At 64.5% G+C, this 21,799-nt stretch carries 23 protein-coding genes; 8 read left to right on the top strand and 15 right to left on the bottom strand.

Annotated elements, in window-relative coordinates:
- The first annotated feature begins 4 nt into the window (after positions 1-4).
- Genes AC04SH_RS09635 through AC04SH_RS09625 form a run of 3 tightly spaced genes read left to right on the top strand, consistent with a single transcriptional unit; the run spans position 5 to position 1,718 of the window.
- On the top strand, positions 5-292 hold the full coding sequence (locus tag AC04SH_RS09635; protein ID WP_477233497.1) for a PqqD family protein: 288 nt from the start codon (positions 5-7) through the stop codon (positions 290-292).
- Positions 292-726 carry a lasso peptide biosynthesis B2 protein gene (locus AC04SH_RS09630; RefSeq protein ID WP_488574824.1) on the top strand — a complete coding sequence of 145 codons (435 nt, stop codon included), beginning with the start codon at positions 292-294 and terminating at the stop codon, positions 724-726. Before AC04SH_RS09635 ends, AC04SH_RS09630 begins: the two co-directional genes overlap by 1 nt.
- Positions 723-1,718, top strand: a complete 996-nt coding sequence (locus AC04SH_RS09625) for a serine kinase (protein ID WP_488574823.1) — start codon at positions 723-725, stop codon at positions 1,716-1,718. The genes AC04SH_RS09630 and AC04SH_RS09625 overlap by 4 nt, the downstream gene beginning before the upstream one ends.
- 7 nt (positions 1,719-1,725) lie before the next feature.
- Here the strand turns inward: AC04SH_RS09625 and AC04SH_RS09620 are convergent, their stop codons facing one another.
- Complete coding sequence (locus tag AC04SH_RS09620; protein WP_488574916.1) at positions 1,726-2,751, bottom strand: nucleotidyltransferase family protein; 1,026 nt, start codon at positions 2,749-2,751, stop codon at positions 1,726-1,728.
- Positions 2,752-3,075: 324 nt separating this feature from the next.
- Between AC04SH_RS09620 and AC04SH_RS09615 the strand changes: the two genes are divergently transcribed.
- Positions 3,076-3,180 (top strand): lasso RiPP family leader peptide-containing protein, encoded by a 105-nt coding sequence (locus AC04SH_RS09615; RefSeq protein ID WP_488574822.1) that lies wholly within the window; start codon positions 3,076-3,078, stop codon positions 3,178-3,180.
- 50 nt (positions 3,181-3,230) lie between these two features.
- On the opposite strand, the gene dhaK is transcribed toward AC04SH_RS09615, so the two are convergent.
- The 14 genes from dhaK to AC04SH_RS09545 form a co-directional block, all read right to left on the bottom strand.
- On the bottom strand, positions 3,231-4,217 hold the full coding sequence (dhaK, locus tag AC04SH_RS09610; protein WP_488574821.1) for a dihydroxyacetone kinase subunit DhaK: 987 nt from the start codon (positions 4,215-4,217) through the stop codon (positions 3,231-3,233).
- A 22-nt stretch (positions 4,218-4,239) separates the two neighbouring features.
- A complete protein-coding gene (locus AC04SH_RS09605) occupies positions 4,240-4,665 on the bottom strand; it encodes a hypothetical protein (protein WP_488574820.1) in 426 nt (141 codons plus the stop codon).
- Positions 4,666-4,676: 11 nt separating this feature from the next.
- A complete protein-coding gene (gene ptsP, locus AC04SH_RS09600; RefSeq protein ID WP_488574819.1) occupies positions 4,677-6,263 on the bottom strand; it encodes a phosphoenolpyruvate--protein phosphotransferase in 1,587 nt (528 codons plus the stop codon).
- Entirely contained in the window at positions 6,247-6,549 is a 303-nt protein-coding gene (locus AC04SH_RS09595) for an HPr family phosphocarrier protein (protein WP_488574818.1), read from the bottom strand. Before AC04SH_RS09595 ends, ptsP begins: the two co-directional genes overlap by 17 nt.
- Before the next feature lie 21 nt (positions 6,550-6,570).
- The gene (gene dhaM, locus AC04SH_RS09590; RefSeq protein ID WP_142867578.1) at positions 6,571-6,960 is read right to left on the bottom strand and encodes a dihydroxyacetone kinase phosphoryl donor subunit DhaM; all 390 of its coding nucleotides are present in this window, start codon (positions 6,958-6,960) and stop codon (positions 6,571-6,573) included.
- Complete coding sequence (gene dhaL / locus AC04SH_RS09585; protein ID WP_488574817.1) at positions 6,957-7,559, bottom strand: dihydroxyacetone kinase subunit DhaL; 603 nt, start codon at positions 7,557-7,559, stop codon at positions 6,957-6,959. Before dhaL ends, dhaM begins: the two co-directional genes overlap by 4 nt.
- A gap of 70 nt (positions 7,560-7,629) precedes the next feature.
- Complete coding sequence (locus AC04SH_RS09580) at positions 7,630-9,273, bottom strand: dihydroxyacetone kinase subunit DhaK (protein WP_488574816.1); 1,644 nt, start codon at positions 9,271-9,273, stop codon at positions 7,630-7,632.
- 63 nt (positions 9,274-9,336) lie between these two features.
- On the bottom strand, positions 9,337-10,350 hold the full coding sequence (locus tag AC04SH_RS09575) for an ABC transporter ATP-binding protein (RefSeq protein ID WP_488574815.1): 1,014 nt from the start codon (positions 10,348-10,350) through the stop codon (positions 9,337-9,339).
- Entirely contained in the window at positions 10,343-11,455 is a 1,113-nt protein-coding gene (locus AC04SH_RS09570) for an ABC transporter ATP-binding protein (RefSeq protein WP_436257836.1), read from the bottom strand. Before AC04SH_RS09570 ends, AC04SH_RS09575 begins: the two co-directional genes overlap by 8 nt.
- A gap of 2 nt (positions 11,456-11,457) precedes the next feature.
- Entirely contained in the window at positions 11,458-11,664 is a 207-nt protein-coding gene (locus AC04SH_RS09565) for a hypothetical protein (RefSeq protein WP_488574814.1), read from the bottom strand.
- The gene (locus AC04SH_RS09560) at positions 11,661-12,611 is read right to left on the bottom strand and encodes a carbohydrate ABC transporter permease (RefSeq protein WP_112560588.1); all 951 of its coding nucleotides are present in this window, start codon (positions 12,609-12,611) and stop codon (positions 11,661-11,663) included. The genes AC04SH_RS09565 and AC04SH_RS09560 overlap by 4 nt, the downstream gene beginning before the upstream one ends.
- Positions 12,608-13,555: a carbohydrate ABC transporter permease gene (locus tag AC04SH_RS09555; protein ID WP_477233737.1), complete on the bottom strand. Its 948-nt coding sequence runs from the start codon at positions 13,553-13,555 to the stop codon at positions 12,608-12,610. Before AC04SH_RS09555 ends, AC04SH_RS09560 begins: the two co-directional genes overlap by 4 nt.
- Before the next feature lie 124 nt (positions 13,556-13,679).
- The gene (locus tag AC04SH_RS09550; RefSeq protein WP_488574813.1) at positions 13,680-15,011 is read right to left on the bottom strand and encodes an ABC transporter substrate-binding protein; all 1,332 of its coding nucleotides are present in this window, start codon (positions 15,009-15,011) and stop codon (positions 13,680-13,682) included.
- 234 nt (positions 15,012-15,245) lie between these two features.
- On the bottom strand, positions 15,246-15,944 hold the full coding sequence (locus AC04SH_RS09545; protein ID WP_488574812.1) for a PIG-L deacetylase family protein: 699 nt from the start codon (positions 15,942-15,944) through the stop codon (positions 15,246-15,248).
- Positions 15,945-15,970: 26 nt separating this feature from the next.
- On the opposite strand from AC04SH_RS09545, the gene AC04SH_RS09540 reads away from it, so the two are divergent.
- From AC04SH_RS09540 to AC04SH_RS09525, 4 genes are all read left to right on the top strand, one after another.
- On the top strand, positions 15,971-16,861 hold the full coding sequence (locus tag AC04SH_RS09540) for a DMT family transporter (protein WP_488574811.1): 891 nt from the start codon (positions 15,971-15,973) through the stop codon (positions 16,859-16,861).
- Between the two features lie 47 nt (positions 16,862-16,908).
- Entirely contained in the window at positions 16,909-19,488 is a 2,580-nt protein-coding gene (gene hrpB, locus AC04SH_RS09535) for an ATP-dependent helicase HrpB (RefSeq protein WP_488574810.1), read from the top strand.
- Positions 19,489-19,520: 32 nt separating this feature from the next.
- Positions 19,521-20,846 (top strand): ActS/PrrB/RegB family redox-sensitive histidine kinase, encoded by a 1,326-nt coding sequence (locus AC04SH_RS09530; protein WP_488574915.1) that lies wholly within the window; start codon positions 19,521-19,523, stop codon positions 20,844-20,846.
- Between the two features lie 144 nt (positions 20,847-20,990).
- Entirely contained in the window at positions 20,991-21,554 is a 564-nt protein-coding gene (locus AC04SH_RS09525) for an ActR/PrrA/RegA family redox response regulator transcription factor (protein WP_112560594.1), read from the top strand.
- Positions 21,555-21,799: the final 245 nt, after the last annotated feature.

The raw sequence follows: 21,799 nt of genomic DNA, 5'->3' as shown, positions 1-21,799 counted from the left end.
CGCCATGGCCCAAATCGCTTCTGAAATGGTTCTGCGGCTGGCCGACGACGCCTCTGTCCAGCATGTCGGCGATGGCGCTGTCGTGCTCCTCGCACGCAGCGGTCAGCTTTACACCTGCAATGGCACCACGGAAGCCTTTCTCGACAAGGTCGACGGCGCCCGCAGCCTCGACCAGATCGTTGTCCTGCTTTCCGGCGAGTTCGAGGTCGACAAGGATACGCTCGACCAGGACATGGCGGCGCTGGCTGCCGAACTGGTGAGCGAAGGCATTCTCGCCGCCCCGGCTGTGTGATGGCGGACGGTGTTCTCCTGCGCACCCTGTTTCGCGTCCATTTGTGGACAAGCGCGCGGCTGATGCCGGTCCTGATCGGCCGCCGCAGCTTCGAATCGGTGTTGAAATGGGCGCCGCTCAGCGCGCCTACCCCCTATCGCGGCCTGTCGTCCGCCTACATCGTGGCTGCCGTCAACCGCACCGTCCGGCACCCCTGGCTGATGCGCGATCGCAGATGCCTCAGGGAAGGCCTGCTCGCCCACCGCTTCCTGCGCTTTGCCGGCTTCGATCCGGATCTGCGCTTCGGCGTCGATCCAAAGTCGATGCAGGCGCCGCGCATGTCCGCCCATTGCTGGGTTTGCCTCGACGGCCGGCCGGTGGTCAGCGACTGCCTGCCCGGCATGGTGCAGATCTATCGCCATCACGCCGATGCCGGAAAGGCGCACGCTGCTTGACCGGTTCGGCGGCCACTTTCTGCTATGACCTCAAGGGCCAGGTCATCAGCATATCGGCCTCGCGGGCCGATCTCTGGCCGAGTTTCGACCTCATGCTCGGCACGTTGCGTGTGGCCGAACCCGTCGAGCCCGGTTTCCGCGTCAACATCGTCGAGACGTCGGCGTTGCAGGAATCGCCTGCCGGCAAACTCGCTTTCGACGGTGAGGTGCCAGAGGAAGGCCATTGCCGGCTGATCGACGGCGGCGGCATCGTTCACCTGATCTTTCCCGGCCTGCAGACCGCCTCGATCAACGCCGATGAGGGCTGGGCCGAAATCCGTGTTCATCCCGACGCCAAGGTCAAATGGACGTTGCTTATGATGGTGCTGGATGCCGCCCTCGATGCCGGCGGCCAGCATATGCTCCACACCGCCGGCCTGACGTTGCCCGACCGCGAGGCGCTCGTGCTGATCCATGCGCCAAGCGGCACCGGCAAGTCGACGACTTCGCTGGCGCTGGCATCGCAAGGCTTCGGCCTGTGCTCGGACGACGTCATGATCTTCAAGCTTGCATCCGACGGCGGTATCACGGCCTGGGGCTTGCCGCGCAAGGTGAAGGTCCACCGCAACACGGCGGCGATGCTGCCTTTCGTGGCTCCCTGCCTTGGCGACAAATGGGATACCAATGGCGAGCAGGCCGTCTCGCTGGAACGTCTCGCCGAGATCATTCGCATCGAGGAGACAGTCGACCGGCCGGTTGTAGCACTGCTTCATCTCGCCCGCTCGGCGGATGCGCAAACCCGGCTGGTGCCGATGGCCAGGACCGACGCCATGGTGGCGCTCGCCGCCGACAATGTCAGGACCGGCATGACCGGCCTTTTGCCGGCGCAGAAGCGCCGCATGGCAACGATCGCGATGTTGGTCAAAGCCGTTGCGACGTTTACGCTGGAAGTCGGCGCGAACCCGGCCGAGGCGGCCCCGTTGATCCGCTCGGCGCTGGCGGCGCGGGACTAAGCACCATTCAGGCGAAATGCGGCTTTGGCCTGGCAAGCCGCTGAACCCAGCGGAAGGCGTCGCGGCGCAGACGCGAATGCATCTTGTCCCGGGAATTGACGCCGAGCAGCGTATCGCCGGTGATGAGCCATTTGGCCAGACGTATCGTGAGATCGGGTTTGATGCGGTCGGCCAGTTCGACCGCATGCGGTGCATTAAACAGCCGCCCCGTCACATTGAGAACCGTCGCCAGTTCGAGCTCGATGCCGCTCATGCGCGCCGCCTCGAACAGCCGGTCCTCGTCCGCAGGCGAGCGCAGTGCGCGCACACCCTGCAACACGTCGACGCAAAGCTGCAGCCGGTGGAACTTGTGCCCGCCAGCGGCATGCACGATGGCGATGGTCAGCAACGCAGCCGGCGTGTCGGCCTCGCCACTGTCGATGATCTGCAATTCGCGAAAGCCTAGTGACAGCCGCCGCCGCATGCCGGAATCATGCACCAAATTGCCGTGCAGTTCGATCAGCAGGCTGGTATTCTCCTTCTCCAGCCATTTGAACTCCTGCAAATCCTGCGACTGCGCCTCGCCGCTCCAAAGATCGAAGCCGCATCCGGCAATTACGGCATTGGCCTCGACGATGCTGGCCGGCTCAACCAGAATGTCGATGTCGGTGAACGGCCGGTCGGCGGCGTGGCGATAAAGCTTGCGTGCGAACACCGGGCCTTTGACGATCCGAGCCGGAACGCCCTTCGCCGCCAATGCCTTCATGATGCGATCGCCATGATACTGCAGCAGCATCGACTGGCCGGTCGCCAGGGTCGACTGGTCGCGCAGTTCCGACAGTTTCTGTTGCAAGGCGGCGTCGACCGGCAGTTGGGCGTCGCCGATTTCCCTGAGCTTGCGCAGCATGATCGGCAGCACGCCGTGGAATTCGGCATTGGCGAGCAGTGCCAGCAAGGTTTTGGCAGCAACATCAATGCCAATGGCAGCCGGCGCCTCCGGGTCGGCGAAGGTCAGCAGCAGTTTTTCATCGGCAGGCGTAAGTGGTGGCAGCATCAACCCGGATGACGTTGGCTTCTGGAAGGGCGTATGTTGCAGAAAAGCATGCATGAAGCCAGCATAGGGTCGCAGAGCCGGGCTCATGAATTGACTTTCTACCGTTTCCGTCCATTCTTTTTGTTGGACTCAAAGGGTGTTTGGAAATGACCAAGAAAAAGTATGAGGCGCCCGTGCTTCGCAAGGCAGGAAAATTGTCCAGCCTGGTGGCCGGTGGAGCGTCGAAGACACTTTAAGACTTCTGAGACTTCGGTTTGGCTGAGCTAGATGCCGGCGGCCTTGTCGGGGTCCTTTACTGGACTCGCCGGCAAAGGGGGAAATGAAATGACCAAAAAGCAATATGAGACGCCGGTGCTGCGCAAGGCAGGCAAGTTGTCCAGCGTGACCGCGGGCAACGGTGCGTCCGGTCCGATCGGTCCGGCGGGCTGACGGCCGGTTCATAACGCTGCCTGATCGGAATATCGGGCAAAGCCTCTCCGTCACATTCCCCAACGCAGCGCCGCCGTATGCACCGGCGCGTCCCACAAGCCCGTCGTTTCGCCGTCCAGCATGGTCAGCGTGATCGAGCAGCCAGCCATGTCCAGAGATGTCACATAGGATCCGACCAGCGAACGGGTCACCGTCACGCCGTGCTTTTCAAAGATTGTGCGGGCGCTGTTGTACATCAGATAGAGTTCCATCAGCGGTGTGCCGCCAAAGCCGTTGATGAACAGCAGGGCCGGGCCCTTCGCCTTGTCGCCGAGATCGCCCAGGATCGCGGCGCAGATTTCCCCAGCGATCGCATCGGCGCTTTTCACCGTGTCGCGACGCCGGCCGGGCTCGCCATGGATGCCGACGCCGAATTCCATCTCGCCATCGCCAATGTCGAAGGTCGGCTTGCCCGCCGCCGGCACGGTGCAGCTGGTCAGCGCCACGCCCATTGAACGCGTTGCGCCGTTGACGCGGTCGCCGAGCGCCTTGAGATCTGCCAGCGCCACGCCTTGCTCGGCGGCGGCGCCGATGATCTTTTCGACCACCAGCGTGCCGGCAACGCCGCGCCGGCCGGTCGTATAGGACGAGTTTTCGACCGCGACGTCGTCATTCGTCACCACCTGCAGGACGCCGTCGGCCATCTCGGCGGCCATGTCGAAATTCATCACGTCGCCTTCGTAGTTCTTGACGATGAACAGGCAGCCGGCGCCGGTGTCGACGGCTGCCGCCGCCGCCAGCATCTGGTCCGGCGTCGGCGAGGTGAACACCTGGCCGGGGCAGGCGGCGTCCAGCATGCCGTGGCCGACAAAGCCGGCGTGCAGCGGCTCGTGGCCGGAACCGCCGCCCGAGATCAGCGCCACCTTCCCCGGCTTCAGCACCTTGCGGCGGATGAATTTGTGCTCGTCACCGAGCACTAGAATGTCGGCATGGGCGGAAACGAAGCCATCGAGGCTTTCGCTCAGCACCGTGTCGACGGAATTCATAAACTTCTTCATGTGTCCTCCCGACACGAGACGATCAGCCACCACTCCTGCCGGTGATGCTGGTGATCTTCTGGATGAATTCGTTGATCGCGCGGTCAAGCGCCGCATTCTGCTTGTCGTCGCCGAAATCGGGCACGATCAGCGAGACATGCCGCGTCTTGCGCATGCCTGCGGCGATCGACATCTTGCCGGGATGCGCCAAATGGTAGGCGGCGAGAAAGTGGTCGCGCTCGGCTGGGCTGAAATGGCAGACGGAAAAAATAGCCGGCAAATGTTTTGAAGGAATCGGGATCGAATAGGCCGCGCTGGAGATTTGCGTCACGAAGCTGCGGTGCTTGCCCAGCGCATCGGCAAGGCGCTGGCGCATGCCCGACGGGCGCTGGTCGATGACCTGCGACAGGATCGTCTTGTAGGCGCGGATCGCCTCTTCGGAGCCGGGTTCTGGTGTCTTGTCGACCATCTCAGCCACGCCTAGACCGCAACATCTGCTATAGTCGCCTTGGCCATGGCAAGTTGTGCCGGAGCGACCGAGAGATCGCGCAGGCCGGCCTCGATCAGCGCCGGTATCGCCGCAGGGTCGCCGCCGGCATCGCCGCACAGGCTGACCGGAATCTTTGCGCGCAAGCCGAACGCGGTCACTTCCGCAACGAGCCGCAGCACGGCCGGATGTCGCACCGAATTGAGATGCGCCACGGCAGAGTTGTCACGGGCGGCCGCCATCACATACTGGGTCAGATCGTTGGAGCCGATCGAGAAGAAGGCGACATCGGCAAACGCCTCCGGCGCGATAGCCACCGACGGCACTTCGACCATGATGCCGAGCGGCGGCATTTTTTGCGCGACGCCGCGTGCGACGAGCCCAGCCTGCTCCTCCGCGAACAAAGCGGCGGCGCGCTGGTACTCCTCGATGACGGCGATCATTGGAAACATCACCTTCAGATTGCCGTGCACCGCGGCGCGCAGCAACGCCCGGATTTGCACACGAAACACGTTCGGCCTTGCCAGCGACAGCCTGATACCGCGCAGGCCGAGGAACGGGTTGCTCTCCTCAACGGTGAAGCCCGGCACCGGCTTGTCGCCGCCGGCATCGACGGTGCGGATGGTCACCGGCTTGTCGCCGGCCCATTCCAGCACTTTGCGATAGCAGCTGTATTGCGTCTCCTCGTCCGGCGGCGCCTTGCCGAACAGGAATTCGGTGCGCATCAGCCCGACGCCGTCGCAGGTTGCGATGTCGATGCTGTCGACCTCGGACGGATCGGCGATGTTGACCTGCACGCGCACCGTCGTGCCGGCCTTGGTCACTGCCGGCCTCGCCAGATAGGCTTCGGCCTTGTCGCGGCGTGCCGCAAACGAAGACGACGAACGGCGAAAGGTTTCGATCTCGGCCTTTGAGGGCGCCAATACAATGCCGCCATGTTCGGCATCGAGCAGGGCCAGGCCATCGGGATTAGCCGGCGAAGAGCCAAGCCCCACCACCATCGGCACACCGCGTGAGCGCGCGAGCATGGCGACGTGGCTGGCGGTGCTGCCGGCCCTCAGCGCGATGCCGCCGCCGGCGCTCCAGTCGGTCTCGAGAAAGCGCGTCGGCGCAATGTCCTCGCCATAGAGAATGGCGCCCGCTGGCGCAGCGCTCTCCTGCTCCTCGGTCAGGGCGCGCAGCACGCGGTCGCGGATATCGCGCATATCGGCAGCGCGGGCGCGGAAATAATCCTGTTCCGATGTTTCGTAGCCGGCGATCTCGGCATCGAGTGCCTGCCGCCAGGCCAGGTCAGCCGGTATGCCGGATGCGATCGCGGCGAAGGCCGGACCGGTCAGGGCATCGTCCTCAATCATGGCGATCTGGAATTCAAGGATCCCGGCCGCCTCGCCATCGGCGGTTTCTATCAGGGTCGCGAGCCGGTCCGTCGCGCTGGCGAGTGCTGCTTCCAGTGCAGCCTTCTCCTCGCCGGCTGTCGCCTTGCCCGTGTAGCGCGCAGGGCCGCGGTCGAGATTGAACAGCGGCCCTTCGGCATAGCCGGCCGAAGCCGAAATGCCTTGCAGCCTAAGCGGTTCGGGCATGGCCCGCGCCCTCGTCGAAATCGCGCCGCACCAGTTCAGCCAACGCGCCGACCGCCTCAGCAGCGGCCTCGCCGCTGGCCCTTATGTGCAGCACGGTGCCTTTCGGTGCCCTGGTTGCCATCACCTTGACGATGCTCTTGGCGTCGAACCACGGACCGTTGGCGGCAAGCGCTATTTCCACCTCGGCGGCAAAGCTCTTGGCAAGCTTGGTGAACTTCACCGAAGGGCGCGCGTGCAGACCCACCTCGTGGGTGATCAGGACGGTCGCTTCGGCAAATGCGGACATGCGCTCAAAATTCCCGTTCACTCACGACGGCGACAATTCATGCGCCGTCGCCACCACTTCCTTCAGCGAGGCGCCGCCGGACGCCTCGGTCGCCGCCATCACGGCACCTTCGACGATCGGCGCGTTGCAGACGACAATCTTCTGCGCCCGCGGCTCACCGATCATTTCCACCGCCATCTCCGAGTTGGTCTCGGCGCCGCCGAGATCAACGAGGATGGCGACTCCGGCCTCCGACCAGGCCTTTTCGATGGCGCCCATGATCGCCTCGACACTGGTGCCGAGCCCGCCATGGCCGTTTCCGCCGCACCATGCAAGCGGCACTTCGTCGCCCACCATCTGGCGCACCATGTCGGCCGTGCCTTCGGCGACCAGCGGCGAATGCGAGACGATGACGATGCCGACATTGCTCATACGCTTTCCCCGATGGTTTCGGCGACGGTCCGCACCAGCAGCGCAGTCGAACGCGCGCCGGCATCCATATGGCCGATGGAGCGGTCGCCGAGGAATGAGGCGCGCCCGCGCAGCGCCTTCATCGGAATGGTCGCGTCGGCCGCCGCGTCAGCGATATTAGCGATCTCAGAACCTGTCTTTCCATCCGCAAGCGCGTCATGCACCGGCTGCAGCACGTCGAGCATCGTCTTCTGGCCGACCTGCGACTTGCCTCTGGCGGCCACCGCTTCGATCGCCTTGCCGAAGGCAGCTGTCAGGTTGGCGCGATCCGGCTCTGCCGAAATCTCCTTGCCGAGCGCCAGGAAAAGCGTGCCGAACAGCGGCCCGGACGCGCCACCCACCGTCATCACCAGCTTGGTGCCGATCCCCTTCAGGGCCTCGGGCAGCAGCTTAGCCGAAAAAGCCTCGGCCTCGTTGCGCACGGCTTCAAAGCCGCGCTTCATGTTCAGCCCGTGGTCACCGTCACCGATCGCCTGGTCGAGCGCGGTCAACTCCTCGGCGTGAGCGGCAATCGTATCCGCGGCGGCCGTGATCAGCCCGACAAGGTCCAACGCCGCCATATCCAGATTCCCGGTTTCGGTCCTGCCGGCAGTATCGAAAGAATTTTCATTCGACAACTGAAGCATGCCATCAGGCCGCTGCATACAGCGCGGCGGCGGCGGCGAACACTTCGGCCACGGCATGCGCGCCGGGGTCGACCACGCCCTGCAATTTGGTGCCGACATAGGCCGATCGTCCGGCCTTCGCCTTCTCCATGGCCGCCGTCGCCTCGGCGCCGTGTCGGGCTGCTGTCGCCGCAGCGTCCAGGCCATTGGCGTCGAGCGCTTTCAGCGCCGGTTCCAGCGCATCGACCATGGTGCGGTCGCCGATCTTGGCGCCGCCGTAGAAGGTCATCCGGTCAAGGCCGGCAAGCAGCGCCTTGGACAGGGTCGCACCCGTATTCGTAGCCTGCGCTGCCGCCGTGAAGAAGATCGACAGCAGCACGCCCGAGGAACCACCCATGGCGACACCCAGGAGATCGCCCACCGCCGCCAGCGTGGCAGCCGGATCGGCCAGCGGCAGCGCATCGAGCTTTTCCAGCACGCTGCGCGCGCCGGTCGCTACCGTCGAGCCTGTATCGCCATCGCCCGCTTTGGCGTCCAGCCCGTTCAAAGTCTCTTCGAGCGCAATCAGCCGTTCGCAGATCGTGATGACAAGGCGCCTGGTGCCGGCGTCCTGGCTGGCCTTTTGGGCTGCGCTCTTTCTGGCCGCTTTCGCCATTGGCACAATGGCAGGCGCTGCAACGGGCTTTGCCGGCATCCAGGCGTGCGGTCCGACCGGCGCCAGTAAGGCCGCCTCGCGCGCGGCATCGAGCTTGATCAGCGACAGCGAAAAGCCGTTCATGTTGAGCGCCGTCATCAGCGGGCCGGGGCCGATCGCAAGCTTCACGGTCCTGGCCAGCGGCGAGGTCAGCACTGCATTGGCAACCAGCGACATTTGGAGCGGCGGCACCGAACCGAGATTGCTGATCAGCAGCGCATGCTTGGCCGACGGGTCGAGCCGTGCCGTAAGCCGCTCCGCCATGATCGCGACAAGCTTGTCGGCGCTTTGCACCGCGATCCGCTCGACGCCCGGCTCGCCATGGATGCCGAGGCCGAGTTCGCCATCGTTTTCGCCGAACCGCTCTTCATGTGGCTGGCCGGGGATCGAGCAGGATGACAGCGACATGCCGAGCGAGATGACGTCCTTCGCCGCCGCGCGCGCCGCCGTCGCGATCGCTGTCAGATCGCTTCCGGCCTCCGACAGATGGCCGGCTATCTTGTGCACGAACAAGGTGCCGGCGACCCCGCGCGGTTGGTTGATGTCCGGCAAGGCGATGTCGTCGGCGACGATCGCCATCTCGACACGAAACCCCTCGGCGCGCGCCTTCTCGGCCGCCAGGCCGAAATTGAGCCGGTCGCCGGTGTAGTTCTTGACGATCAGCAGGCAGCCGGCCGGGCCGGTGACAGCGCGGATGGCCGCCAGCACCGCTTCGACGCTTGGCGAGGCGAAGATCTCGCCCGAAACGGCCGCCGTCAGCATGCCCTTGCCTACGAAGCCGGCATGCGATGGCTCGTGCCCGGCGCCGCCGCCGGAGATGACGGCAACTTTTGCCTTGTCCCAGTCGGCGCGCAGCACGACCTTGATCTCGGGATAGCCATCGAGGCGCGCCAGATCACCCGAACCGATGGTCCGCAACAGACCGTCCAGCGCCTCGGTGACGATCGTTTCCCTGCGGTTGAAAAAATGCTTCATCGAATTCGTCCTGTATTCGTCAATCAGAAGCCGGTGCCGTACCCTTGGCGAGACACCGAAACCTCACATCAGTCGTTGCCCATCGGCGCCGAAATAGAGTGGCGAGCGGTAGCGGATTACCACCTTGTCGCCTTGCGCCAGATCCGTGTCGGGGTCGGTCAGCGTCACCAGCTTCTTGGCCCCCACCGTCACATGCAGATGGTTCTGGTCGCCGAGATGCTCGACCCAATCGACGACGCCGTCGGCGAGGCCGTTCGCGGCCTTCGCGATCGACAGATGCTCGGTGCGTGCGCCGATCGTCTTGGTGCCGGTTGGAGCGCCGCCATCGGGCAACAGTCCGGCCGGCAGAAGATTGATCGCCGGCTGGCCGAGCCGTGCCGCGACATGAAGATTTGCCGGCTCGGAATAGATCGTGCGCGGCGTGCCGATCTGCACCAGCACGCCATCGGCGAGGATGCCGATGCGGTCGGCCATGGTCATAGCCTCGATCTGGTCGTGGGTGACGTAGAGCATGGTGGCGCCGAGCTCGGCCTGGATGCGCTTGAGTTCGAGCCTGAGATCGGCGCGCAATTTGGCGTCCAGCGATGACAGCGGCTCATCCATCAAATAGATCGACGGCTTGCGCACCAAAGCGCGGCCAATGGCGACGCGCTGCATCTCGCCGCCCGAAAGCTTGGTCGAGCGGTTGTTCAGCTTGTGGTGGATGCGCACCATTTTCGCCACTTCTTCGACGCGGCGGCGGATCTGGTCTTCCGGTATTTTCCGCGCCGGCGAGCGCAGCGGGAAGGCGAGGTTGTCGTAGACCGACAGATGCGGATAGAGCGAATATTGCTGGAACACGAAAGCGGTGTCGCGCTCGGCCGGCGACAGCATCGTCGCATTGTGCCCGCCAATATGGATCGTGCCGCTGTCGGGCCGCTCCAGCCCGGCGATCAGGCGCAGCGTCGTCGTCTTGCCGGCGCCTGTGGGACCAAGCAGCACGACGAATTCGCCGTCCTTGATCTGGAGGTCGAGATTGCTGACGGCGGCATGGTCGCCGAAAGTCTTGGTCACGCCTTTGATGTGTACGTCAGCCATGCTGCGCTCTCCCTTGAGAGGCCGTATCGTGGATCGCGGTGCGCACGGCACGGCCCGATCCCTTGTCGAACAGGGACAGCCGCGCACTGTTCAGTGTCAGCCCGACATGATCGCCGGCAGCGAGCCGGATCTCGGCAGGCACGCGCGCCTTGATGATGCCGTCCGCCGTCTCCACCGCGACGATCTGCGTGGTGCCGAGATATTCGGTGCCGTAAATCGCGCCGCGCAGTTTCGATGCGTCGTCGAAGCGGATGTGTTCCGGCCTTATGCCGAGCGCCATGTCGGCTGGTGCGATGTCCTCGCGCACTTCGGGTACTGCAACCTTCGCGCCCTGAACGACAATCTCCTTGGCGCCCTTCGCCAGCCCGCCGCCAAAGCCCAGAAAGTTCATCGGCGGCGAGCCGATGAAGTCGGCAACGAACATGGTTGCCGGACGGTCGTAGATTTCGCGTGGGCTGCCGAACTGTTCGATGACGCCATGGTTCATGACAGCGATCTTGTCGGCCATCGACATCGCTTCCATCTGGTCGTGCGTGACATAGACGGTGGTGGCGTGGATGCGGTTGTGCAGCTCGCGCAGCTCATGCACCATGAGGTCACGGAACTCGGTATCGAGCGTCCCCAGTGGCTCATCCATCAAAAAGCACTTTGGCCGCCGCACGATGGCACGGCCGAGCGCCACGCGCTGGCGGTCGCCGCCGGCAAGCCCTGAGACCGATTTGTTCAGCAGATGGTCGATGCGCAGCAGCTTTGCCGTCTCTTCGACGCGTTGACGGATTTCGGCCGACGGCATGCCTTGCGCCAAAAGCGGGAAGCCGATGTTCTTGCGCACATTCATGTGCGGGTAGAGCGCAAACAGCTGGAAGACGAAGGCGATGTCGCGCTCCCGCGCGCGGCGCATGGTGACGTCCTCGCCGCCGAGCAGGATCTGACCTCCGGTCGGCAGTTCGAGCCCGGCGATCATGCGCAATGTCGTCGTCTTGCCGCAGCCCGACGGCCCGAGCATGACGAAGAATTCGCCATCCTCGACGACGAAGCTCGAATCCTGCACGGCGACGAAATCGCCGAAGGCCTTTCTCAGGTGTTGGACGCGGATTTCGGCCATGACTATTCCGGGAACTTCGAGACGATGATGAACATCACCGTGCCGGCAAGCATGGTGATGAAGGAGTAGGTGTAGAGCGCCAGCGCGAAGGGCTGGAACAGCATAAGGAAGCCGATGGCGATGATCGCCGTGGCGATGTTTTCCAAGAGGCCGCGCCTAGCCCAGCGCGGCCAGCGCGACTTGCGTTTCGTGGGTTGGATCAGGCTCATTTGCGCACCGCGCCGAAGGTGATGCCGCGCAAGAGTTGTTTGCGAAGCAGAATGGTGAAGACCAAGATCGGCACCAGGAAGATCGTCGTGCCCGCTGCCACCGCTGGCCAGTCCTGGCCGCCTTCGCCGATGATGGTCGGGATAAAGGGCGGCGCGGTCTGCGCCGTGCCCGAGGTCAAAAGAGCGGCGAAGGCATATTCGTTCCAGGCGAAGATCAGGCAGAAGATGGCGGTCGCGGCAATGCCGGTGGTGGCCTGCGGCAGCACGGTACGCCAGAAGGCCTGCAGCCTGGTATAGCCGTCGATCATCGCCGCTTCTTCGTATTCACGCGGAATCTCGTCGATGAAGCCTTTCAAGAGCCACACCGCCAGCGAGACGTTGACCGCCGTGTAGAGCAGGATCATGCCGAGCGCGGTGTCGGAGAGGCCAAGCTCGCGGTACATGAGGTAGATGGGGATCGCGACCGCGATCGGCGGCATGAAGCGCGTCGACAGGATGAAGAACAGCAGATCGTCGGCCAGCGGCACCTTGAAGCGCGAGAAACCGTAGGCCGACAGCGTACCGAGAAAGACGGCGCAGAAGGTCGAGCCGAAGGCGATGATCAGCGAGTTGACGAAGCGCGGCAGGAAGTTGGACGGGCCGGCAATCACCATGTTGCGCTTGCGCACGGTCTCGTCGCAGAAGCCGGTCGCCGGTCCCAGCGAGTTGATGTATTCCGGCGTCTGCCGGGTGCGGGTCGTGAACAGGTTGCAATAGCCTTCGATGCTCGGTTGGAAGACGATTTTCGGCGGATAGGCGATCGAATCCGGCGGCGTCTTGAAGCTGGTGGCAAAAATCCACAACAGCGGCACGATCGAGATCAGCGCATAGGCGACGATGATCGTGCCGGCGATGCCTTTTGCCGTTCCCGACGGGGCGACGACGGAGTGGGCGGTGGTCAGGCTCATCTCTGCTTCACCTTGTTGAGCGCCTTGACGTAGATGTTTGCGAGGCCAAACACCGCGACGAACAGGATGATGGCGAAGGCCGAGGAATAGCCGGTGCGCCAGCTCTCGAAGGCCTGCCGTTTCAGCGTGATTGAGGCGACCTCGGTGGTCGAGCCGGGACCGCCGCCGGTCAACAGATTGACCATGTCGAACATCTTGAAGTTCTCGATGCCGCGAAACAGCACCGCCAGCATGATGAACGGCAGCGCCATCGGCAGTGTGATCGACCAGAACTGCCGCCAGTTGGAGGCGCGGTCGACCTCGGCCGCCTCATAGATGTATTCGGGGATGGAGCGCAGGCCGGCGAGGCAGATCAGCATCACGTAGGGCGTCCACATCCAGGTGTCGACGATGATGATCGACCACGGCGCCAGCTCGACGTTGGACAGCATCTGGATGTTCGTCGGCGGAATGCCGGTGACGAACGAGATGGCATAGGCGAACAGGCCGATCTGCGGTTCGTAGAGGAAGCGCCAGAAATTGCCGACCACCGCAGGCGACAGCATCATCGGCACCAGGATGATGGTCGTCCAGAAGGCATGGCCGCGGAATTTCCTGTCGATCAGCCAGGCGAGCGTAAAGCCGATCAGCGTCTGCAAAAGAATGGTCCAGAACACGAAATGTGCCGTCGTCTGCATGGCGATCCAGATGTCCTGATCGCCGAGGATGCGCTGGTAATTGGCAAAGCCGAGGTTCTTCACCACCTCGTTCGGCCGGTTGGCGCGGAAGTTGGTGAAGGACAGATAGATCGCCCAGAACAGCGGGAAGATGTTGATGGCGAGCAGCAAAAGGATCGTCGGCGAGATGAACAGCCAGGCGAGGCCCTTGTCGCTGATGCCCCGGACCTTGCGGGCCAACGGCTCCGGGGTCGCCCGGGCAACGTTCTCCGCAGTCCGATTGAGCATGGTAAGTCCTGCTTCGGTCACGTGGGTCGTCTCTGTCATGAATTTATCTGAACTGCGTCCCGTGCCAAGGGCGGCACGGGACGCGTCGGTCTGGCTCGGGAGGAGCCGTTAAACCGTTGTCCGGTTACATCTTACCATCGTCCTGGAACACCTGCGTCCAGTCCTTGACCAGGCCGTCGAGCGCATCCTTGGCCGAACCCTGGCCGGCGACGACATAGTCGTGGAAGCGCTTCTGCGACGCCTGCAGCAGCGGTGCGTAGCTGGGTTCGGCCCAGAAGTCCTTCACGATCGCCATCGAGTCGAGGAAGGTCTGCGCATAGGGCTGGCTGGACGGGAAGGCCGGGTCCTTGACCACCGCGTTCAGGCAGGAATAGCCGCCGAGCGACCACCACTTGGCCTGCACGTCCTTGTTGGCAAACCATTTGATGTATTTCAGCGCCGATTCCTGCTTGTCGGAATAGGACACAACCGAGATGCCCTGGCCGCCGAGCTGGGCGAACTGGTCGCCGTCCGGGCCCTTCGGGTTAACGAAGTAGCCGATCTTGTCGCCGCCGACATTCTCGTCCTTCTGCAGGCCGGGCCAGGTGAAGGCGAAGTTCATATGCATCGCTACCTGGCCGGATTTGAAGGCGTCGACGCCTTCGCCCATGTAGCTGTTCGACGCGCCGGGCGGGGTGCAGCAATCATAGAGCGCCTTGTAGAATTCCAGCCCCTTCACCGATTTGTCGGAGTTGACGAAGCCTTCCATTTCGTAGGGCTTCTTCGGGTTTTCATACTGGAAGCCAAAGCTGTAGAGGACGTCCATGGCGCCCATGGTGATGCCTTCCGAGCCACGCTCGGTGTAGATCGAGGCGCCATAGACGGTCTTGCCGTCGATCTCGCGCTTCTGGAAGAATTCGGCGATCTGCTTCAGCTGGTCGAAGGTGGTCGGCGGGCCGAGATCCCAGCCATACTTTTCCTTGAATTCCTTCTGCAGTTCCGGCTTGGAGAACCAATCCTTGCGGTAGGTCCAGCCGACGACGTCGCCCATGGCCGGCAGCGCCCAGTAGTTCGGCGTGTTCTTCGGCCATTCGGAATAGCCGACGACGGTTGCGGGGACGAAATCGTCCATGCTGATCTTCTCCTTGTCGAAGAAGTCGTTCAGCTTGACGTAGTGGCCGTTTTCGGCCGAGCCGCCGATCCACTGGCTGTCGCCGATGATCAGGTCGCAGAGCTTGCCGTGCGAGTTGAGCTCGTTGAGGAAGCGGTCGGCATAGTTGGTCCACGGCACGAACTCGAATTTCATGCCGATGCCGGTTTCCTTGGTAAAGTCCTTGGACAGTTCGACAAGTGCGTTGGCCGGGTCCCAGGCGGCCCAGCACAGCGTCAGGTCTTCAGCGTGCGCAACGTTCGAGACGGCTGTCGACGCAGTGATCGCCGAGGTCAGTCCCAACGCCAGTTTCAAGCTCGATTTCATGCCTTCCTCCCATTTGCGAAACGCGCCCGGATGGCGGTTTCAAGAGCCCCTCAACCCTCGCTCCTCCGAGGGCCTAAACATGGCGGCGCGGTGCGTCGCAGATGTTTAGTAATTTGTTTAGTGATGCAATTTTTACTAAACAAGGCAAGCGAAATCGTTGCTGCGCCGCAGCATGGCGAAACGGGCATTGAAATCGTTGGGAAATGATTGCCGCAGGGCTCTCCCGGGAGTTGCTTAGCCGGCGTCGACTACAACGCTCGTCTGTGGCGTCACCGGCCGGACTGGCGGCGCCGGCGGCAGCAGGGCGCGTATATCGGCGAAGGGAAAAGTCGGCTCGAAGCGGAAGGCCTCGGCCAGGGACCCGGCGACGCTGTTGCACTGCCCGGCGCGAAACTCATTCTGGACGCGCGCCCTGTCGACATATTGCTCCGGCATCTGCGAGCAATGCGCGCGGATCGCCTGTGTTTTGACATCGCGGTAGGCGGAGATGTCGACATAGTGCGTCGGCGAAAATCCGGTTCCGCCCATCGTATCGGCATGCAGCACCGGCACGGCGAAGGATGCCGCGATGCGCACCCCGTCCGACAGCGCGCGGTGGTCGGCATGATAATCGTTGGGCGCGTGCGTGATCACCAGATCCGCTGATGTCTCGCGTATAAGCGTTTTCAGCGTACCGATCAGCGCTGCATCGGCCACCAGATCACCGTCGGGGAAGTCGAGAAAGTGAAGCGTCGCGGCGAGCAAAGCCGCGGCGGCCGTCGCTTCCTCGCGCCGGACACGCGCCAAAACGCCAGGGTCGCCCTTGCCGCCCTTGGCGCCATCCGTGGCTATGGCGAAAGTGAGTTCTGCGCCTTGCGCCGCATAGGCGGCCAGCGTACCGAACATGAATATCTCGATGTCGTCCGGATGCGCGCCGAGCGCCAATACCTTCACCGCACTCTCCCCGGAAATGGAAAAACGTGACGAACGGAATTCTGCTCGCTCTCATCGCCTATGCAAGCTATTCGTGCAGCGACGCCGTTATCAAGAGCCTTGGCGCACAGTTCACCGTCTTCGAGATCGGTTTCTTTGTGACGCTGTTTTCCGGCTTCTTCCTGCTCTTCACCCGGCCGAAAGGCGAGCGCTGGCGGGACTTCTGGCGGACCAAACGGCCGTGGGCGGTGCAGGCCCGCACTTGGGCCGGCATCGCTTCGGGCGTGCTCGGCGTTTATGCCTTCACCACCATCCCGCTGGCCGAGGCCTATGCGTTGATCTTCCTGGCGCCGCTCTGCGTCACCGTCCTTTCTACCGTCATTCTCAAGGAGAAGGTCGGCCCATGGCGCTGGCTGGCTGTGGTCGCCGGCTTTGCTGGTGTCATGCTGGTGGTGCAGCCGGGCTTTCGCGAGCTGCATCTCGGCCACCTCGCCGCTTTCGGCGTCGCCTTCCTTGCCGCCACCAGCATCATCCTGACGCGTTCGCTCGCCCAGCAGGAAAAGCGCACGACCATGCTCGGCGTCCTGGTCGGCTGCGCCCTGGTCTTCAACGGAATCGCCGCCGCCGCCACCTCGTTCAAGCTCCCGGATGCCAGGCAGCTGGTATGGTTTGTCATATCGGGTGCCTTCACCTCCTGCGGGCAGTTCCTGCAACTGCTTGCGGTCAAATACGCTCCCGCCAACCGCATCGCGCCAACGCACTATTCGCAGATCGTCTGGGCGGTGATCCTCGGGGCGCTGTTCTTTCAGGAATATCCCGACTGGCTGTCCCTGGTCGGCCTCGCCGTCGTTGGCGCTTCCGGCCTGCTGACCATGGTGCGCGAGGAAGTGCGGTTGGGTAGGGTGCGCTGGAACCCGCTGTCGCGAACAAGACTGTGAGCGAGCGCCGGTTGCACGGCCATAGTGACCGCTGATATGCGGACGCGATGACGACAAGACCCTTGCCGGAGCTTCCAGTGTCCGCCGTGCTGCCGGCGCTGAGCGAGGCGCTCGGCGCTGGCAACAGCGCCGTGCTGGTGGCGCCGCCCGGCGCCGGCAAGACGACGCTGGTGCCGCTGGCGCTGCTCGACGCGCCGTGGCTGGGCGCCGGCAAGATCGTCCTGCTTGAACCGCGCCGGCTCGCCGCCCGCGCAGCCGCCCGCCGCATGGCCGAATTGCTCGGCGAGGAGCCCGGCGCCACCGTCGGCTATGCCATGCGCATGGAAAACCGCACCTCGGCCCGGACAAGAATCCTGGTCGTCACCGAAGGCGTGCTGGCGCGCATGATCCTCGACGATCCGGAGTTGCCCGGCGTCTCCGCAGTGATTTTCGACGAGTTCCATGAGCGTTCGCTCGACGGCGATTTCGGCCTCGCTTTGGCGCTCGATGTGCAAGGTGCGCTGCGGCCGGATTTGCGGCTGCTGGTGATGTCGGCGACGCTCGACGGCGCGCGCGTTGCGAAACTCTTGTCCGGCGCGCCGGTGATCGAAAGTCAAGGCCGGGCCTTTCCCGTCGACATCCGTTACGACGAGCGGCCGGCTGGTGTTTCCGTCGAAGACGCCATGGCCAAGGCAATCCGTTCGGCGCTTGCCGAGGAGAGCGGCAGCGTGCTCGCCTTCCTGCCTGGGCAACGCGAGATCGAGCGCACCGCCGAGCGGCTGCAGGACCGCTTGGGAGCCGACACCGACACCGTGCCGCTCTACGGCCAGCTCGACAACAGGGCGCAGGACGCCGCCATCAAGCCGGCGCCGCCGGGCCGCCGCAAGGTGGTGCTGGCGACGTCGATCGCCGAGACCTCGATCACCATCGACGGCGTGCGCGTCGTCATCGATTCCGGCCTGTCGCGGCTGCCGCGCTACGAGCCGGCGAGCGGCCTGACGCGGCTGGAGACGGTGCGTGTTTCCAGGGCATCGGCCGACCAGCGCGCCGGGCGCGCCGGGCGCACGCAGCCAGGTGTCGCCATCCGGCTGTGGCGGGCCGAGCAGACGGCGGCACTTCCCGCCTTCACCCCGCCCGAGATACTCGAAGCCGATCTGTCCAGCCTGCTGCTCGATTGCGCCGCTTTCGGCGTCGCCGATCCGGCGAGCCTGTCCTTCCTCGATCCGCCGCCTACGCCGGCGCTCAACGAGGCGCGGACGCTGCTCAGTGCGCTGCACGCCATCGACGCGACCGGACGGCTGACCGAGGCGGGCGGCGCGATGCGTAAGCTGGCGCTGCCGGTACGGCTGGCGCACATGGTCGCCGAAGCTGCGGGGACCGGCCATGCGACGGAGGCTGCGATGCTGCCGGTGCTGCTCACCGAACGCGGCCTCGGCGGCGACGGCGCCGACCTCGAGCGTCGATTGATGCGCTTTCGCACCGAGAAATCGCCGCGGGCCGTGGCGGCAAGGCAGCTGGCTGAGCGGCTGGCGAAGCAGGCTTCTTCACCCTCCCCCTTGTGGGGAGGGTCGATCCGCGAAGCGGAGCGGGGTGGGGGTAGGCTGGGCGCCGCACCCCCACCCCGTCTCCCTCGCCTTGCTGCGCAAGGCGCGCTCGCCGACCCTCCCCGCAAGGGGGAGGGTAAAAGCGCCGGCGCTTTGCTCATCCACGCCTGGCCGGACCGGGTCGCCAAGGCGCGCGGCGAGCGCGGGCGTTTCGTGCTCGCCAACGGCTCCGGCGCCATGGTCGACGCCGCCGATCCGCTGGCCGGCGAGAGCTGGCTGGTCGTTGCCGATCTGCAGGGCAAGGCGCAAAATGCCCGCATCACCGCAGCGGCCGCCGTCGACGAGGCCGATATCCGCGCCGCACTTTCCGACAGGATCGAGACCCGCCGCGAGACGAGCTTCGACCGCGAGCGGCGCGCGGTGCGCGTGCGTGAGACCGCCAGGCTCGGCGCCATCACTTTGTCCGAGCGAATGCTGCCGGCGCCGTCCGGCGCCGACGCCAACCGCGCCATTCTGGATGCGTTGCGCGAACACGGGCTCTCTCTGCTGGAGTGGGGCAAGGAGGGGGAGACGCTACGCCAGCGCCTCGGCTGGCTGCACCGCGGCCTCGGTGCGCCCTGGCCCGATGTTTCGGACACGGCCCTCATCGAACGCCTCGACGACTGGCTGCTGCCGTTCCTCACAGGCAAGGCGTCCTTCGCCGCGATCGATCCCGGCGCGCTGTCTTCAGGCCTGATGGCGCTGGTGCCGCATGAATTGCAGCGCAAGATCGGCACACTGGCGCCAACCCATTTCGATGCGCCGTCCGGCAGCCATGTGCCGATCCGCTATGACGGCGAATGGCCGGTGCTGGCGATCCGCGTGCAGGAGCTGTTCGGCCTCGACCGCCATCCCGCTATCGCCAACGGCACCGTGCCGCTGACGCTCGAGCTGCTGTCGCCGGCGCACCGGCCGATCCAGACGACGCGCGACCTGCCCGGCTTCTGGCGCGGCTCCTGGGCCGATGTGCGCACCGACATGCGCGGCCGCTACCCCCGCCATGTCTGGCCGGAAAATCCGCTGCTCGCCGCCGCCACCGCCCGGGCAAAACCGCGCGGCACCTAGCGTTTCTGCTTTCCCGGCTATAATCCTTGGCCATGATCAACATCCTGCGTGCGCCCGACTTCCAGCAAAGCCAGCGGCTGCGCCTCAACACGCTGATCCGACTGCGCTGGCTGGCGATTGTCGGCCAGAGCCTGACCGTCCTGGTCGTCGCCTATGGGCTGAAATTCCCGCTGCCGGTCAGCCTCTGCTTCGCGCTGATCGCCTGCTCGGCCTGGCTGAACCTGGTTCTGACCTTCCGCTATCCGGCGGCGCACCGGCTGACGCCGTTTTCGGCCTTCGTCATCCTGACCTTCGACAGCCTGCAGCTTGCCGGCCTGCTCTACATGACCGGCGGTCTCACCAATCCGTTTTCGCTGCTGATGACCGTGCCTGTGGTCGTCTCGGCGACATCGTTGCCACTGCGTCTCACCGCCATTCTCGGCGGGCTGGTGATAGTGGGGGCAAGCTTGCTGGTGTTCTTCCATCTGCCGCTGCCCTGGTACGAGGGCGCGCCGCTGCCAATGCCGTTTATCTATGTCGCCGGCATTTGGATGGCGGTGTTCTCGTCGATCGCCTTTACCGCCATCTACGCCTTCCGCGTCGCCGAGGAGGCCCGCCTGCTCGCCAACGCGCTTGCCGCCACCGAGCTGGTGCTGCAGCGCGAGCAGCATCTGTCGGCGCTTGATGGCCTGGCTGCCGCCGCAGCACACGAGCTCGGCACGCCGCTCGCCACCATCGCCCTGGTCTCCAAGGAGATGGAAAAGGCGCTTGGCGACGACCCGAAATACGGTGAGGACGTCAAACTTCTGCGGTCGCAGAGCGAGCGCTGCCGCGAGATCTTGAAACGCCTCACCAGCCTGTCCTCGGAGGGCGAGGCGCATCTGTCGCGGCTGCCGCTGACCTCGCTGGTCGAGGAGGTGACGGCGCCGCACCGCGATTTCGGCATCTCGATCAAGCTTCGGCCGGGCGAGCGCATCGGCCCCGAACCGGTCGGGCGACGCAATCCCGGCGTGATCTACGGCCTCGGCAATCTGGTCGAGAATGCCGTCGACTTCGCCCGCAAGACCGTCACCGTGCAATGGAGCTGGGACGAGCTCGACGTCACCTTCTCGATCATCGACGACGGGCCGGGCTTTCCGCCCGAAATCATCGACCGCATCGGCGAGCCCTACATGTCGACGCGCCAGGGCAATGAAGCCGGCGGCGGACTGGGTCTCGGGCTCTTCATCGCCAAGACCTTGCTCGAACGCTCCGGCGCCACGCTCGATTTCCGCAATTCGAGCGGGCTGGGCGAGGGCGCCATCGTGCAGGTATCGTGGCCGCGCACCGTCTTCCTAAACCCGGAATCGGTGGGAACCTCGATGTTCGACACCGCCTGAGGCATTTTGATTTGGCGCATGATCCTTTCCGAAAATCGATTACGATTTTCGGGGTCATGCACTGGCTGAGACCGGCAAAATTGGACAATGGCGTTCAGGAACTATATCTGCGTAAAATTAAGGCAGCAGGATTTTTTGAAGACGATGACTGGCGAAGAAACAATTGGCGCAATGGTTGAAGGCGAGGACACCTCGCTGCTGATCGTCGACGACGACAAGCCGTTCCTGACGCGGCTGGCCCGCGCCATGGAAACCAGGGGCTTTGTGGTCGAGACGGCCGAGAGCGTCGAGGAGGCGGTGGCCAAGGCGCGCGCCCATCCGCCGGCCTATGCGGTGGTCGACATGCGGCTCGGCGACGGCAACGGCCTCGACGTCGTCGCCGCCATTCGCGAGAAGCGCGACGATGCCCGCACCGTCATCCTCACCGGCTATGGCAACATCGCCACCGCGGTGACGGCGGTGAAGCTCGGCGCCATCGACTATCTGTCGAAGCCCGCCGATGCCGACGATGTGTTTGCGGCCCTGACCCGCACCGCCGGCGAACGCGCCGCCCCGCCCGAAAACCCGATGTCGGCCGATCGTGTGCGCTGGGAACACATCCAGCGCGTGTACGAAATGTGCGACCGCAACGTCTCCGAAACCGCGCGGAGGCTGAACATGCACCGCCGCACGCTGCAGCGGATACTGGCCAAGCGCGCGCCGCGCTGAGGTTCACGCGCGCAGGCCGCCAATTGCCGAACGTCAACGCTGCCCCTCACCTGCCTGCCGGCATCCTCTCCCCGTATAGAGACGGGGAGAGGGGCGCTCTCATCGCTGGTTTCGCCAATCGCCGGCGTTGCAGGAAACGACGGCTAGGCTGAAGCTGCCCCTTTCTCCCCGTCACTATACGGGGAGAAATGTCCGGCAGGACAATGAGGGGCGGCGCCAACGCTGGAAAGAGTTGCGCTTGCCCT

The sequence above is a fragment of the Mesorhizobium sp. CNPSo 4688 genome, from assembly GCF_057784295.1.
Note: the sequence above shows the minus strand (reverse complement) of the source record. Positions and strands in the feature narration are given on the sequence as shown.

What these genes read in the sequence shown, in the direction of transcription:
- AC04SH_RS09635 (WP_477233497.1), top strand. Translation starts at nt 5, where the DNA reads ATGGCCCAAATCGCTTCTGAAATGGTTCTGCGGCTGGCCGACGACGCC.
- AC04SH_RS09630 (WP_488574824.1), top strand. Translation starts at nt 292, where the DNA reads ATGGCGGACGGTGTTCTCCTGCGCACCCTGTTTCGCGTCCATTTGTGG.
- AC04SH_RS09620 (WP_488574916.1), bottom strand. Translation starts at nt 2,751, where the DNA reads ATGCTGCCACCACTTACGCCTGCCGATGAAAAACTGCTGCTGACCTTC.
- AC04SH_RS09615 (WP_488574822.1), top strand. Translation starts at nt 3,076, where the DNA reads ATGACCAAAAAGCAATATGAGACGCCGGTGCTGCGCAAGGCAGGCAAG.
- dhaK (WP_488574821.1), bottom strand. Translation starts at nt 4,217, where the DNA reads ATGAAGAAGTTTATGAATTCCGTCGACACGGTGCTGAGCGAAAGCCTC.
- AC04SH_RS09605 (WP_488574820.1), bottom strand. Translation starts at nt 4,665, where the DNA reads ATGGTCGACAAGACACCAGAACCCGGCTCCGAAGAGGCGATCCGCGCC.
- ptsP (WP_488574819.1), bottom strand. Translation starts at nt 6,263, where the DNA reads ATGCCCGAACCGCTTAGGCTGCAAGGCATTTCGGCTTCGGCCGGCTAT.
- AC04SH_RS09595 (WP_488574818.1), bottom strand. Translation starts at nt 6,549, where the DNA reads ATGTCCGCATTTGCCGAAGCGACCGTCCTGATCACCCACGAGGTGGGT.
- dhaM (WP_142867578.1), bottom strand. Translation starts at nt 6,960, where the DNA reads ATGAGCAATGTCGGCATCGTCATCGTCTCGCATTCGCCGCTGGTCGCC.
- dhaL (WP_488574817.1), bottom strand. Translation starts at nt 7,559, where the DNA reads ATGGCGGCGTTGGACCTTGTCGGGCTGATCACGGCCGCCGCGGATACG.
- AC04SH_RS09580 (WP_488574816.1), bottom strand. Translation starts at nt 9,273, where the DNA reads ATGAAGCATTTTTTCAACCGCAGGGAAACGATCGTCACCGAGGCGCTG.
- AC04SH_RS09575 (WP_488574815.1), bottom strand. Translation starts at nt 10,350, where the DNA reads ATGGCTGACGTACACATCAAAGGCGTGACCAAGACTTTCGGCGACCAT.
- AC04SH_RS09570 (WP_436257836.1), bottom strand. Translation starts at nt 11,455, where the DNA reads ATGGCCGAAATCCGCGTCCAACACCTGAGAAAGGCCTTCGGCGATTTC.
- AC04SH_RS09565 (WP_488574814.1), bottom strand. Translation starts at nt 11,664, where the DNA reads ATGAGCCTGATCCAACCCACGAAACGCAAGTCGCGCTGGCCGCGCTGG.
- AC04SH_RS09560 (WP_112560588.1), bottom strand. Translation starts at nt 12,611, where the DNA reads ATGAGCCTGACCACCGCCCACTCCGTCGTCGCCCCGTCGGGAACGGCA.
- AC04SH_RS09555 (WP_477233737.1), bottom strand. Translation starts at nt 13,555, where the DNA reads ATGCTCAATCGGACTGCGGAGAACGTTGCCCGGGCGACCCCGGAGCCG.
- AC04SH_RS09550 (WP_488574813.1), bottom strand. Translation starts at nt 15,011, where the DNA reads ATGAAATCGAGCTTGAAACTGGCGTTGGGACTGACCTCGGCGATCACT.
- hrpB (WP_488574810.1), top strand. Translation starts at nt 16,909, where the DNA reads ATGACGACAAGACCCTTGCCGGAGCTTCCAGTGTCCGCCGTGCTGCCG.
- AC04SH_RS09530 (WP_488574915.1), top strand. Translation starts at nt 19,521, where the DNA reads ATGATCAACATCCTGCGTGCGCCCGACTTCCAGCAAAGCCAGCGGCTG.
- AC04SH_RS09525 (WP_112560594.1), top strand. Translation starts at nt 20,991, where the DNA reads ATGACTGGCGAAGAAACAATTGGCGCAATGGTTGAAGGCGAGGACACC.